General features: G+C 66.2%; 11 protein-coding genes. 6 read left to right on the top strand and 5 right to left on the bottom strand.

The genetic code is table 11. The features are described 5' to 3' along the window. The 4 genes from M1247_RS09650 to M1247_RS09635 all read right to left on the bottom strand — a co-directional run bounded on the left by M1247_RS09650 (window position 1) and on the right by M1247_RS09635 (window position 5,104). A complete protein-coding gene (locus M1247_RS09650) occupies window positions 1–762 on the bottom strand; it encodes an META domain-containing protein (RefSeq protein ID WP_317156050.1) in 762 nt (253 codons plus the stop codon). Window positions 763–792: 30 nt separating this feature from the next. After that, window positions 793–2,310, bottom strand: a complete 1,518-nt coding sequence (locus M1247_RS09645; protein WP_317156049.1) for a carboxyl transferase domain-containing protein — start codon at window positions 2,308–2,310, stop codon at window positions 793–795. Then, a complete protein-coding gene (locus tag M1247_RS09640) occupies window positions 2,307–3,539 on the bottom strand; it encodes a CaiB/BaiF CoA transferase family protein (protein ID WP_317156048.1) in 1,233 nt (410 codons plus the stop codon). Before M1247_RS09640 ends, M1247_RS09645 begins: the two co-directional genes overlap by 4 nt. Before the next feature lie 191 nt (window positions 3,540–3,730). Then, entirely contained in the window at window positions 3,731–5,104 is a 1,374-nt protein-coding gene (locus tag M1247_RS09635; RefSeq protein WP_317156047.1) for an SLC13 family permease, read from the bottom strand. A gap of 161 nt (window positions 5,105–5,265) precedes the next feature. On the opposite strand from M1247_RS09635, the gene M1247_RS09630 reads away from it, so the two are divergent. Next, window positions 5,266–5,961, top strand: a complete 696-nt coding sequence (locus M1247_RS09630) for a FadR/GntR family transcriptional regulator (protein ID WP_317156046.1) — start codon at window positions 5,266–5,268, stop codon at window positions 5,959–5,961. Window positions 5,962–5,986: 25 nt separating this feature from the next. Here the strand turns inward: M1247_RS09630 and M1247_RS09625 are convergent, their stop codons facing one another. After that, window positions 5,987–7,000 (bottom strand): Lrp/AsnC family transcriptional regulator, encoded by a 1,014-nt coding sequence (locus tag M1247_RS09625; RefSeq protein ID WP_317156045.1) that lies wholly within the window; start codon window positions 6,998–7,000, stop codon window positions 5,987–5,989. A gap of 92 nt (window positions 7,001–7,092) precedes the next feature. Between M1247_RS09625 and M1247_RS09620 the strand changes: the two genes are divergently transcribed. From M1247_RS09620 to M1247_RS09600, 5 genes are all read left to right on the top strand, one after another. Then, window positions 7,093–8,376 carry an MFS transporter gene (locus tag M1247_RS09620; protein WP_317156044.1) on the top strand — a complete coding sequence of 428 codons (1,284 nt, stop codon included), beginning with the start codon at window positions 7,093–7,095 and terminating at the stop codon, window positions 8,374–8,376. Next, on the top strand, window positions 8,373–9,809 hold the full coding sequence (locus M1247_RS09615; protein ID WP_317156043.1) for a M81 family metallopeptidase: 1,437 nt from the start codon (window positions 8,373–8,375) through the stop codon (window positions 9,807–9,809). Before M1247_RS09620 ends, M1247_RS09615 begins: the two co-directional genes overlap by 4 nt. 596 nt (window positions 9,810–10,405) lie before the next feature. Beyond that, a complete protein-coding gene (locus M1247_RS09610; RefSeq protein ID WP_317156042.1) occupies window positions 10,406–11,194 on the top strand; it encodes an IclR family transcriptional regulator in 789 nt (262 codons plus the stop codon). Window positions 11,195–11,302: 108 nt separating this feature from the next. Then, on the top strand, window positions 11,303–11,629 hold the full coding sequence (locus M1247_RS09605) for a hypothetical protein (protein ID WP_317156041.1): 327 nt from the start codon (window positions 11,303–11,305) through the stop codon (window positions 11,627–11,629). After that, complete coding sequence (locus M1247_RS09600; protein WP_317156040.1) at window positions 11,622–13,343, top strand: L-lactate permease; 1,722 nt, start codon at window positions 11,622–11,624, stop codon at window positions 13,341–13,343. Before M1247_RS09605 ends, M1247_RS09600 begins: the two co-directional genes overlap by 8 nt. Window positions 13,344–13,587 lie beyond the last annotated feature (244 nt).

The following is a 13,587-nucleotide window of genomic DNA, read 5'->3' as shown; positions in this document are numbered from 1 at the left end:
CTATTGGGCCCGCAGGATCAATCCGTTGCCGTCCTCGCGGGTCAACCGCAGCTCATCGGAATCGATTGCCGTCTGGACCCGCCCGTCGAGGACACGCAGCACGGCCTGCTCGACTTCGCCGAGTTCGCCCGGGCACGCTTTCCTGGTGGTGGCCAGCGGGCCGAATTCGATTACTGCCGGGGTGCCGGAAACGGTTGCGTGACCGGTGATCTGGTTGCATCCGGTTGATCCGCTGACGGCGCCGTCGGCCGCGATCTTCAGTGTAGGCCGGGCCTGCTCGAGGGCCTGCGATGTCGAAACCGCCTGGGCGGACACCAGGCTCTGCACCTGCCAGGTGGTGTCGGTCAGCGATCGGTCGGGGTAGACCACATTCTTGTCCTGCAGCTTCACCGTTGCGGCGTCGGTACGCAGGGTGAGGGTGTCACCGTCCAGCGACCACGACGGCTGCGCATCGAAGAACCGCGACACCCAGGCGTCCGCGTCGCCGAGCGGTGGCGCGCACGCCATCATGGTGGTGGCCAACTGGGTGACGATCCGCCCATCGGCCAACTCGGCTGTCCCGGATCCGTGGTTGCAACCCGCGAATGTGCTGATCTGGTTGTGGTCGAAGCCGACGGTCAGCGGTCCGCCGCCCGGAATCGGCTCGCCGTCCACGGCCACCGACACGAATGTGCGCCCATCGGGTGTCGCGTCATCTGGGCTGGCATTGGCCGAACAGCCCGCCAGGACGAGGGCGGCGAATACGAGTGGGCTCAGGCGCATGTCCTTCACGGTAGGTGGGCGCCGCCGACTTCATGCGCTCTCAGCGATCATTGGTACAGCCGACTCTGTGGTCAGCCGGTCGAACCGCTCGATGCGCCGGTTCAACCGACTGGCCGGGGCGACGCCGGCCAGCGACCAGAGCTCGTCGGCGATGGCGTTTGCCACGCGGTGACAGAACTGCGCGGGTTCCTTTCGCGCATCGGGACGTTCGGCGATGATGTCGTCGAGCGCGCCGTGTGCGAGCAGGTCGGCCGCACGGATGCCTTGGCGGGCCGCCATTTCGGGGGCGTGTTCGGTGGTGCGGTACAGGATTGCGCTCGCCCCCTCCGGCGGCAGCGGTGACAGCCAGGCGTGGGTGGTGCCGAGCATCCGGTCTGCGGGAAACAAGGCCAGGGCCGCGCCCCCGGCCCCCTGCCCGAGCAGTACCGATACCGTCGGAACCTCGAGGGCGAGCAGGTCGGCGATGCACCTGGCGATCTCCCCGGCCATGCCGCGTTCTTCGGCCGTTGCGGACAATTCGCCGCCGGGCGTGTCGACGAGGGTGACCAGCGGAAGGCCCAACTCGGCGGCCAGCCGCATCCCGCGCCGGGCCTGACGCAGGGCGGCCGGGCCGATGAGCCGGCCTGCGGCCTGCGCCTTTCTGTCCTGAGCCAGCACCACACACGACGCCTCCCCGAACTGTGCCAACGCCACGATCACCGCGCGGTCCGCCTCGCCTTGCCCGGTTCCGTGCAGCGGGACCGCGCGGATCGCGGTGTCCAGCACGTCGAGGGCGCCCGGACGATCTGGCTGGCGGGTGGCCAGGACCGAGGTCCACGCCGGAATGTCGCGCCGGTCGGCGTGGTCGGTGGCGGCCGGGTGCCTACTACGGGTGCACTGTCGGGACGCGACGGCGAGTACGTCGGCCACCATGTCGCGGAGGTCATCTGGCGGGCATACCCCGTCGACGATGCCGTGCTCGTACAGATTTTCAGCGGTCTGCACGTCGGGTGGGAACGGTGACCGGTACAGGGCTTCATAAACCCGTGGTCCCAGGAATCCGATCAAGGCGCCGGGCTCGGCGAAGGTCAGATGGCCGAGCGATCCCCATGATGCGAATACGCCGCCGGTGGTGGGATGGCGAAGGTAGACCAGGTAGGGCAGTCGCGCCGCCTTGTGCTCGTTGATGGCGGCGGTGATGCGAACCATCTGCAGGAATGCCGTGGCGCCCTCCTGCATCCGGGTGCCGCCCGAGGTGGGCAGCACCAGCACGGGCAGGCGTTCGGCGGTGGCGCGCCGGACGGCGGTGGCCAGGCGGCGGCCGGCGGCGACGCCGATCGATCCGCCCAGAAAGCCGAACTCGCACACCAAGATTGCCACCCGGTGCCCGCGTATCAGGGCACACCCGGTGAGCACCGACTCGTCGAGGCCGGTTCTGGCTCGGGCGGACGCGAGCTCCCTGGCGTAATCATCGCCGGCCGCCATCACGGGCAGCGCCGCATCCCATGACTGCCATGACCCGTTGTCGGTGACAACTTCGATCAGCTCGCGTGCACCCATCCTGGTCATCGGTGCTCCTGCGGCGAGGTGAGGAGCCCATTGTCGGCGCCGAGGACCGGCGGAGCGGTGTGCCGTTTACGGGTGAGCTCGGCACCGTCCGTATCGAAGAACCGCAGGGGAGGCCCGGGCAGGGAGATGGTCCCCAAGGTGGCGTGATCCACCTCGACAAGCAGGCCCTGAGACCGGGTCTGCTCCCACTCGTACACCTCACGGATGGTCCGAATCCGCCCGGCCGGCACACCGATTCGGTCGAGGGTCGCGAGCAGCTCGTCGGTGGGATGCAGCGCGAACACGCTCTGGACGAGTTCGTTGACGCGCTTGCCGTTCGCTACCCGCTGCGGATTGGTTGCCATGCCCGGACTTTCGGGATCGAGATCGAATCCCTCGCAGAAGCGCTGCCACAGTCCCTCGCTGCCCACGGCGATCTGCACGGCCCCGTCGGCGGTATCGAACAGGCCGTAGGGGCAGATCGACGGATGATGGTTGCCGGTCGGCTCACCGACCTGTCCGGCCACTGTCCACTTGGTGCCCTGGAATGCGTGTACGCCCACGACGGCGGCCAGCAATGACGCGCGAACCACCTGACCCCGTCCGGTTCGTTCGCGTTCTTGAAGGGCGGCGAGGACGCCGAAGGCGCCGTACATGCCGGCCAGCAGATCCGCGATCGGCACGCCGACGCGCTGCTGATCGGCCGGGCCCGATCCGGTGACGGACATCAGGCCCGCCTCGCCCTGCGCGATCTGGTCGTAGCCGGCCCGTGCGGCCTCGGGACCGTCGTGGCCGAATCCGCTGATGGACAGGATGACAAGGCGAGGGTTGAGCTCGGCCAGGTGCTGATGGGAAAACCCGAGGCGGGACAGGACTCCGGGCCGGAAATTCTCCATCAGGACGTCGGATCCACGCAGCAGCGACTCGAGCGCAACCCTGCCGGCCGGTTGTTTGAGGTCGAGGGTGACCGACTTCTTGTTGCGATTGGTGCACAGGAAGTAGGTCGATTCGGGTTCGCCGGTCGCGGGGGTCACGAACGGCGGGCCCCATCCGCGGGTGTCATCCCCGCCGGCCGGGTTCTCCACCTTGATCACCTCGGCCCCGAGATCGCCCAGCATCATCGCCGCGTGCGGCCCGGCCAGCGCGCGGGTGAGATCGAGCACCTGGAGGCCGGCGAGAGGGCCGGCCGGATCTGTCCCGGGGGGCGAGGGAGCTGACGTGGGAGCTGACGTGGGAGCTGACAAGGTCATGGTCCACCTTTCGGACTAATGGCTCACTGAACTAGTGGCCTAGCCAATTTACGAAAACATGCGTAGACCGGGGAAGTCAATGCATGTCTTCTAAGAAGTGGATGTGACCGCTGCGCGGGCGCAGTGTGGAGACACGTCTGTACCGCCGACCCGTGACGGGGTCGGCGGTACCGGGGACGGATTACGGGGTGTCAGAGCCATCCGGGCAGCACCAGAGCTGCCCACGCGATGGCCGGACCGATTGCCACGACCAGCGCGCTGTATTTGAGGATCTGCCGATAGAAACGGTCGCGGTCGACGTCTTGTGCGTTGGCGAGCACCAGGGCGCCGTTGGTGGAGAACGGGCTGACGTCAACGATGGTCGACGAGATCGCAAGCGCGACAACCACTCCGACCGGGCTGATTTCGCCGGCGAGCAGTAGCGGCACGGCCAACGGGATGGTGGCGCCGAGAATGGCCGCGGACGACGCGAAGGCCGACACGATGCCACCGAGGTAGCAGAGCAGCAGTGCGACCAGCATCGGCATGCCCAGTTGGGCGACGCCATTGCCCACCCACTCGACGCTGCCCGCCTCCTGGAGTACCCCGACGAACGTCAGCACGCCGCCGATCAGAAGCACGGTCGACCAACTGATCTGGGCGATCGCCCCCTTCTGCGCCTTCGGGGAGGCCAGGGCGAGAACCGCGGCCACCGTCATCGCCACGAAGCCGATGTCGAGATCGAGAGCCAGCGCGAAGACGGCCAGCGCCCCGAGGCCGATCAGGGTCAGGATCTGATCGAACGTGGCGCGCTGCGGCAGGGGCTTGGCGTCCGGCGCGGCGACGCTGGTCGGCGTCGCGAGTGTCGCGGTCGCCACGGAACCACCGTCGGGGCGAGGTGACGCGCCGGTGGCGCCGGTCGCCGATCCGCCGGACGCGTCACCGTCGACAGCGTCATGGTCGATGTCATGCACCTTGCGGCCGAGAAGCGACCGTCCGCCGAGGAAGGCGAACAGCCCCACCCCGATGGCGGCGTTGAACACCAGGCTGCCCAGGAAGAGGGCCATCGGGCTGTTCAGCAGGCCGGCCTTGGCCACGATGCTGTTTACGGTGACGCCGTAGACGCTGATCGGTGAGAAACCGCCGGCCTGGGCGCCGTGGATCACCATCATGCCCATCAGCAGGGCGTTGATCTTGTATTGCCTGGCGAAGCCGAGCGCGATCGGCGCGATGATTGCCACCGCCGCAGGGCCGAGTGCCCCGAATGTGGTCAGCACGCCGGATATGCCGAACATGACCCACGGAATGAATGCCACGCGCCCGCGTACCAGGCGCATGGCGCCGCGGATCATCAGGTCGATCGTGCCGTTGTTCTGCGCGATCGCGAACAGGTAGGTAACGCCGACCAGCGTGAGAAACAGGTCGCTGGGGAATCCGGCGATGATGTCGTCGGTTTTCATTCCTACGGCGACTGTCCCCACGAGGAAGGCGGCAACGAAACCGAGCGTGCCCATGTTGATCGGCAACAGCGTCGCCGCGACGAACATCGCGACGAGGGCAAGGATCGGAATCAGTTCGAGGGGCATTCAGGTCTCCGCACTCTTCGGGCAGGCCCACTGACCTAGTGGAGCAATGGCCTAGCCAGTTAAGCAGTGAGGCGTATCACTGTCAATATGCACTGTGAATGTGGTTACCGCAGATCGAGATGGCCCCTGAGTATCCTCTGGAGCAGAGAGCAGGTGAGTCAGTGGTAGAGCAACTCAAGCCGGTAACCCGTCCACGACTGTACGAAGTCATCGTCGAGCAGTTGTGCGCATACATGTCCGACAACGAGATGACCCCCGGCGACCGGCTGCCCGCCGAGCGTGACCTCGCAGCTCAGCTGGGTGTCAGCCGGGCGTCGCTGAGCCAGGCGTTGGTCGCCCTCGAAGTGCAGGGCGTGCTGTCGGTTCGCCATGGCGACGGGACCCTCCTCGTGCGACGGCCCATCGAGGAGCGCGCCATCAAGGCGCTGCGAGAGCACGCCGACCGGATACCCGATGTCATCGAGGCCCGCGAGGCGCTCGAGGTGAAGCTCGCCGGATTGGCCGCGGCCCGTCGCACCGACGAGGAGATGGCCGCCATCGATGGGGCGATCGCGAAAATGGAATCGGAGATCGCCGATGGCGACCGCGGGGTCGTCGGTGACGAGATGTTTCACGAGGCGATCATCGTTGCGGCCCACTCGTCGCTGCTCGCCAAGCTCATGCACGAGATCTCGGGACTGATAAGCGAGACCCGCATCGAATCGCTGTCGCAGGAAGATCGGCCGCAGGCCTCACTCGAGGGCCATCGCCGGATCGCCGACGCGGTGCGGCGCCAGGATTCCCGTGAAGCGTCCCGCGCGATGGCCGACCACATCCGGCTGGTCTCCGACGTCGCTCTGCTGCGCGCGATCGACTGAGGGCGCTGTAGGGCTGGGGCGGTGGTCAGCCGCCGTACCACGGATCGACGGGCAGAACTTGGACACTGCGGCCCAGATCGTCGACGATCCGGCCGTGAACTTTGATCTGCCGCAGGACAATTCTGCGATCGACGACGGATACCTCCGGATGTGCTCGCGCGATACGCACCAGCAACTCGCCCAGATGATCGAGGGAACGCAAACTCACGATCAGCGACAGATTCGCCGGACCCGGAATCGCCGAGCAGTGCCGCGTCTCCGGCCAGGCGCCCAGCCGCTGACCGACCGTGGACACCATCAGGTCCGGGACCGTGAGCCACAGCAGCGCCATGGACTGCCAGCCGGTCAGCGGTCTCGCGACGTCGCAGCGGAATGTGATGTCGCCGTGTCTGCGCAGGCGGTCGAGTCGCCTCTTGACCGCCTGGGGCGAGGTTCCCAGCTCCTTGGCCAACTCGGTGTAGGGGCGCCGACCGTCGTATCCGAGCGCCAGGAACAGCGCGCGGTCTGATGGGCCGAAGGGCCGGATCTGGCCCGGCGACGGCCCGACGGGCTCGCGGACCGATTCGATCTGTGCGCGGTTCACCACACCGAGACGCCATACCACTCCGCCGAAAAGTCCGCTGTAGACGTGAGATCGAACGGTCGTGACCTCCGACGGAATCGGCAGTGTGCGCAGAAGCAGGTCGGCGATGCCGGGCAGGTTCGGCGCCAGCACGAGTGCGAATACCTGGAATTCTCCGGTGGTCACCCCGACCGTCGACACGTTCGGCACCGTGGCCAGTTTCAGCGCGACCTGTTCGGCGGTGCCGGGTCGGCACGTCAATTCCAGCAGCGCACCCCGCATCTCGCTGTTGCTCAGGGCCACCGTCACCCACGCCGAGCCGGTGTCGGTCAGTTGCTGCCAGCGCCGTGCGAGAGAGATGGGTGCGAGATCCAGCACTTCGGCGAGGCTTGTCCAACTGGCCCGCGGGTTGACCTGTAGTGCGTCCACCAGCGCGAGGTCGGTTTCATCGAGCAGCTTGGTGTCGTTATCCCACATTTTTGATGCCTCTTATGCCGGTATCCATCGTTTTCCAGGGACACTCCGGAATCTCGTGCACGGTACTTGAATTCCTTCGGAAGGGAGTGGCAATGGTCGACATCAGCGACAGGGTCGCGCCAGATGTGCTTTACCGCAAGGTCGCCTGGCGGATCCTTCCGCTTCTCGTGGTCTGCTATGTCTTCGCCTATATCGACCGGGTGAATATCGGATTCGCCAAGCTCCAGATGGCCGAAGACGTCGGGCTCAGCGAATTTGCATACGGGCTGGGCGCAGGCATCTTCTTCCTCGGCTACGTCCTCTTCGAGGTTCCGAGCAACCTGCTGCTGCAGCGGATCGGTACCCGCAAAACAATTTTCCGGATCATGCTGCTGTGGGGGCTGACCTCAGCCGCCATGCTGTTCGTGCACGACGCGACGAGCTTTTTCATCCTGCGATTCCTGCTCGGTGTGTTCGAGGCCGGTTTCGCGCCGGGCATCATCTTCTACCTCACCTTGTGGTTCCCCCGGGCGCGGATGGCGGCGGCCATGTCGGTGTTGATGATTCCGGGGCCGCTCGGTTCGATGATCGGCGGCCCGGTGTCCACGTTTGTGATGACGTCGCTCGACGGCGTACACGGGATGGCCGGTTGGCAATGGATGTTTCTTGTCGAAGGCCTGCCGTGTGTCGCGCTGGCCTGGGTCGTGTGGAAGGTGTTGCCGGACCGGCCCGCCGACGCGGGCTGGCTCACGACGCCCGAAAAGGACCAGATCATCCAGGATGTGGCTCTACCCGCGGCCGAGCGAGAGCACAGTTTCCGACGCGTGCTGGCTGATCCGAAGATCTACGCACTGGCCGGCGGCTACTTCTGCCTCATCAGCGGTCTGTACGCGGTGAGCTTCTGGCTGCCGACCATCCTCGCGGACAACGGTGTGTCCGGCACGCTTCAGATCGGGCTCTGGACGACGGTTCCTTATATCTGCGCGTTGGCCATGATGTTCGTGGTGTCCCGCCGGTCGGACCGGCGCGGTGAACGCCGGTGGCACAGCGCAGTCCCGGCACTGGTTGCCGCGGCGGCACTGGGCGTCGCGGCCGTGAGCGGCCACATATTCGCGGTGTCGATGGTCGCGCTCGTCATCGCCACTGCAACGATGTGGACTTCCTACACGATCTTTTGGGCCATTCCATCGGGATATCTGACGAATACGGCCGCAGCCGGCGGTATCGCGCTGATCAACAGCATCGGCCTGCTCGGCGGGTTCTTCAGCCCGACATTGATCGGTTACGTCAAACAGGTCACCGGCAGCACCGAGGCCGGCCTGTTGTCGATGGTCGTCCTGCTGGTGCTCGGCGGCCTGCTCATCCTGTTCACCAAGCTTGGCGAGGACGCATCATGAAAATACTGGCTGCCGGTTTCCAGCACGAGACCAACACGTTCGCGCACACCCCGGCCGACTACGCGAATTTCGTGAACGGAGAAGGCTTTCCCGCGCTGCGGCGCGGCGAGGACGTGCTGGGCCTGGCGCACGTGAACCTTCCGATCGGCGGCTTCCTCTCCGCGATGCGCGACGTCACCGTGCAACCGGTGATCTGGGCGGCGGCCTCACCGTCCGCGCCGGTCACGGCCGAGGCGTACGAACGCATCACCGGCGAGATCCTTGACGCGGCCCGCGCCGGTGCCCCCGACGCGGTGTACCTGGATCTGCATGGGGCCATGGTCACCGAGCACCACGACGACGGGGAAGGAGAGTTGCTGAGCCGACTCCGCGGTGTCCTGGGGCCCGACGTGCCCATCGTGGCCAGCCTGGATCTGCACGCCAACCTTTCCGAGCAGATGTTCGCCACCGCGGATGCCTTGATCGCCTACCGCACCTACCCGCACGTCGACATGGCCGAGACCGGCCGCCGCGCCGCGAAGCTGCTCATGCGCCGGATCGCGGGGGAGCGGCCGAAGCTGTCATGGCGGCGGGTGCCTTTCCTCATCCCGATCAACGCGGGCTGCACCGACCTGGAACCTGCGAAAGCGGTCTACCGCGGGCTGTCCGACGGACTGTCTTTTGCCGCCGGATTCCCGGCCGCGGATATCCCCGACTGTGGACCTGTGGTGTTCGGCTACGGCGACCACGGTGTGGACGAGCAGGTCGACCGCGTTCACGAACACGTCACCGGTCTCGAGCAGAGCTGGGCGGTGTCGCTGCCCGACCCGCGACAGGCGATCGCCGACGCGGTCCGGCTCAGCGCCGACGGGCCGGTCGTCATCGCCGACACCCAGGACAATCCGGGTGCCGGGGGAACCGCACGCACGACCGGGCTGCTGAAGGCGCTCCTGGCCGCCGACCCGGGACCCGCAGCGATCGGCCTGCTCACCGATCCAGAGGCGGTCGCGGCGGCACACACTGCCGGAGTCGGTGCGACAATCACCCTCGATCTCTGCGGGGATCCTGCCGTGCCAGGTGACAGCCCCGTGCACGGAAAATTCGTGGTCGAGCACTTGTCCGATGGCCGTTGCCGTTTCGACGGCCCCATGATGCACGGCAACCTCATCGACCTGGGGCCCTCGGTGTGCCTGCGCAGCGGGTCGGTGCGTATCGGCGTCACCACTGGGCGGACCCAGATGTTCGACCGAAACCTGTTCCGGATGGTCGGGATCGAGCCTGAACGACAGCGCATCATCGTGGTCAAGAGCTCCGTGCATTTCCGCGGAGACTTCGCACCGATGGCAGCGCACATCCTGGTCGCAAAGGCTCCCGGGCTCATGGCCGCCGATCCAGCTGACCTGCCCTGGACACGGCTACCGTCGGAGGTCAGGATCACTCCCGGCGGGCGCTGACCGAAATTTTTCGTGACCAGCGCGAATGCCAGGTGGGCGGTGGGCAGCAGGCTCCCCATCATGCGAGTTGGCGTTCTTGGGGCAGAAGGCCAGGTCGGCGATTGCAATGGGAAGCAAATGCATACCTCGCTGTAGAGCGCGTATGCATGAATACTCCCCGGTATAGCTACGCACCGGGACGGTTGCTGGCCGCGGTTGTCGACGCCGGGGCCATCGATTCGGTGGGTGTCGGGGGATGCCACGAGCGTCCGCGCTCATCGCCTCATGCGAACCTCGGGCCGGACACCGGGGCCGGGTCGAGGTTCACGAATCCGGCCAGTCGAGCGGCAGGCCCGCGGCATCGGTTGCTCCCGCGGCGGGTTGACCAGCAAGATCCACCGCCTGGTCGATGGCGCCGGACGTCCGTTGGCCGCCCTGATTTTCAGGAGAAGCGGTGGGCCGCTGGTTGAAATGTGTCGGGGCACTGGTTACCGGGCATGGCACATGAGACCTGCGGCGAAAATAATTCCGTAATGCGGAAGTTAGCTGCTATAATACGGAAGTTAACTTCTCGAGGTCGGCGATCAACTATCAATGAGCACCTTCCACATGGCGGGATGAGGCAGGGCGGCACCGTGGCTGACGGTCGGGGCGGCAGCGGCGTGCAGTCGGTGGACCGTGCACTGGCGCTGCTGGAACACCTGGCTGATGCAGGCGGTGCGATGCGGCTGGCCGAGCTCGAAGAAGTCACTGGTCTTCCACTGCCCACCATCCACCGGCTCTTGAGGTCGCTCGCACACAACGGCTACGTCCGGCAGGAGACCTCTCGCCGTTACGCGCTCGGCCCGCGGCTCATTCGGCTGGGGCAATCGGCCACCCGGACCCTCGGCGGTGCCTGGGCGGGACCACGACTCGCGACGTTGGTGGCCGAAATCGGCGAAACGGCCAACATGGCTGTGCTGGAAGCTGATTCCGTCGTTTACGTGGCCCAGGTGCCATCCGCACATTCGATGCGAATGTTCACCGAGGTGGGTCGCCGGGTCGCGGCTCACAGCACCGGTGTCGGCAAAGCGCTCCTCTCGCAGCTGACCGACGATCAGGTCTGTGACTTGTTGGTGCGCACCGGGATGCCTGCCAACACGGCGCGTACGCACACCGACAGAGGGGCGTTCCTCGCTGAACTCGCCGAGATACGGGAGCAGGGTTGGGCGGTGGACGATGGTGAGCAGGAAATCGGGGTTCGGTGCGTTGCTGTTCCGCTGCCCGGCGCGCCCACGCTGTCGGCGGTATCAGTGTCGGGACCGTCGGGACGCATCACAGCGTCGCGGGTGGTCGAGATCGCTCCAATCCTGCTTCGGGTAGCGGAGTGCCTCGTGCGCGACCTGCAGGACGATCCGTCGGCCTGAGCCCGACTGTCAGTTCATACTTCCGTCAGAATTTTGGTGATTTGTGACGGTTGACACACCGTTTCGCGACGAGGATTCTTCCATTGGTCGATAGTTAAATTCCGGATCATGGAAGGTTGGTACGTCATCGTGTCGACGGGGACTACGCCTGGCCGGGTGGATCTCGTCCGCGGCATGGCCGAACTACTCTGTCGCGATCTCGCACCCGACCGGATCGTCACCGATCTGACCCGGCTCAAGGCCTACGAGTGCGACGGGATCACCGGACACCGCGTGATTCCGGCGTTGGTGGCGCTCCCGGAGTGCACCGCTGAAGTCGCCGCGGTCGTTGCGGCCTGCGCCTGCCGCGTGCCGCTGTTGCATCCCGTCCAACTCATCGACGCGGAAATCCGCGGTGTCGATCCCATCTCGTCGAGAGGCTCCAACCATGTATGAGCAGATCGTCGATCCCGTGGCCAACTCGCTCGGGTTGTCAGCCCTGTTCGCCCTGCTGCCCCTGCTGACGATCTTCGTCCTGCTCGGTGTGGTGCGGATGAAAGCACAATGGGCCGGATTGATCGCGCTCGCAGTCTCGCTGGTGGTGGCGGTCGCTGTGTACGGCATGCCCGTCGGCCAGGCGTTCAGCAGCGCCGCAGAGGGCGCAGTCTTCGGGATCTTCCCGATCATGTGGATTGTCGTGACGGCCATCTGGATCTACAACATGACGGTGACGACCGGCCATTTCGACGTGCTGCGCCGTTCCTTCGGCGCGGTATCGACCGACCAGCGGATCCAGGCGATCATCATCGCGTTCTGCTTCGGCGCGTTGATGGAAGCCCTGGCCGGCTTCGGGACACCGGTGGCCATCAGTGCCGTCATGCTCATCGCGATGGGATTCTCGCCGATGAAGGCCGCGACGGTAGCGCTGGTGGCGAATACCGCCCCCGTCGCGTTCGGCGCTATCGCGGTGCCGATCACGACGCTGGCGAAGATCACCGGGCTGCCGGTGGGCGAGCTGGCCGCGACCGTCGGCAGGCAGACCCCCGTCCTCGCGCTGTTCGTGCCGTTGGTGCTCGTCCTGCTCGTCGACGGCCGCCGTGGAGTACGGCAGTGCTGGCTGCCCGCGCTCGTCTGCGGCGTCGTGTTCGCCATCGCGCAGTTCACCTCCGCCAACTACCTTTCGGTGGAACTCACCGACATCATCGCCTCGCTTGCCTCCGCGGGCGTACTGGTTGTCCTGCTGCGGTTCTGGCAGCCGGCCGAGGAGCTCGCGGTGGAGCGGGTACGTGGGGGCAACGGGCAGGACCGCGTCGCCACCGTCTCGTCGTCGGCTCACGCCGCGGAGTCCGGTCGGGGTGATGGCACCACCCCCGAGATGACCACGGGATCGGGCGGCGGCTCGGCCGAGGGTGCCGAGCCGCCGCCCGACTCCGGAAGGGAAGTTCTGAAAGCGTATGCGCCCTACCTGATCATCATCGCGGTGTTCTCCGTCGCGCAGATCAGCGCGGTCCAGAAGCTGCTGAGCGTGGGTGCGGTCAAGTTTCCCTGGCCGGGCCTGAACATCGTCATGGCTTCCGGGGAGCCGCCGGCGGGCGTGACGTTCGCGTTCGGCTGGCTGTCCTCGGCCGGAACACTGTTGCTGATTTCCGGTTTGATCACGGTGGCGGTATTGGGGCTCAGCCCTGTTGCGGCGGCGCGGGCGTTCGGTGCGACTCTGAACCAGCTCAAGTGGGCCATCCTCACCGTGGCCGCGGTCCTCGCGCTGGCGTACGTGATGAACTTCTCGGGCCAGACGATCACGATCGGCCAGTGGATCGCCCGAACCGGCAGCTTTTTCGCGTTTCTCTCGCCGGTACTCGGCTGGCTGGGCGTCGCGGTGACCGGCTCGGACACCTCCTCGAATGCGCTGTTCGGCACTCTGCAGGTCGCGGCCGCCCAGCAGGCCGGACTCAGTGAGGTGCTGGTTGCGGCGGGTAACAGCTCCGGCGGCGTGCTCGGCAAGATGATCTCGCCGCAGAATCTTGCGATCGCCGCAGCCGCTACGGCGATGCCCGGTAAGGAGGGCGACCTGTTCCGCAAGGTGATCGGATGGTCACTTTGCTTCCTGCTGGTGATGTGTGTGCTCGTCTATCTGCAGTCCACCCCGGTGCTTTCCTGGATGCTGCCGTGAGCCCCGGCCCCGCGGATGTCGGCGTCGACGAGGCAGCCGACCTCCATGAGGGTCATGGATCCCGGAGAATCTCCTCATTCCTTGCGGGAAGGACGCTTTCGCGCGCCTGAGGCCGGTGCGCATTCAAGTTTCAGGCAGGATTTTGGCTAGGATCGCTGGCAGTATCGTCCGGAGCCGGGTGAGATGGGACAGTGAAGACCAAGGTTTTTCATGACCAGCGCGAATGCCGGGTGGGCGGCGGGCA

This window comes from Mycobacterium appelbergii (assembly GCF_032883035.1).
Lineage (GTDB): Bacteria > Actinomycetota > Actinomycetes > Mycobacteriales > Mycobacteriaceae > Mycobacterium > Mycobacterium appelbergii.
The sequence above is the reverse complement of the archived record's forward strand: the minus strand, read 5'-3'. Positions and strand labels throughout refer to the sequence as shown.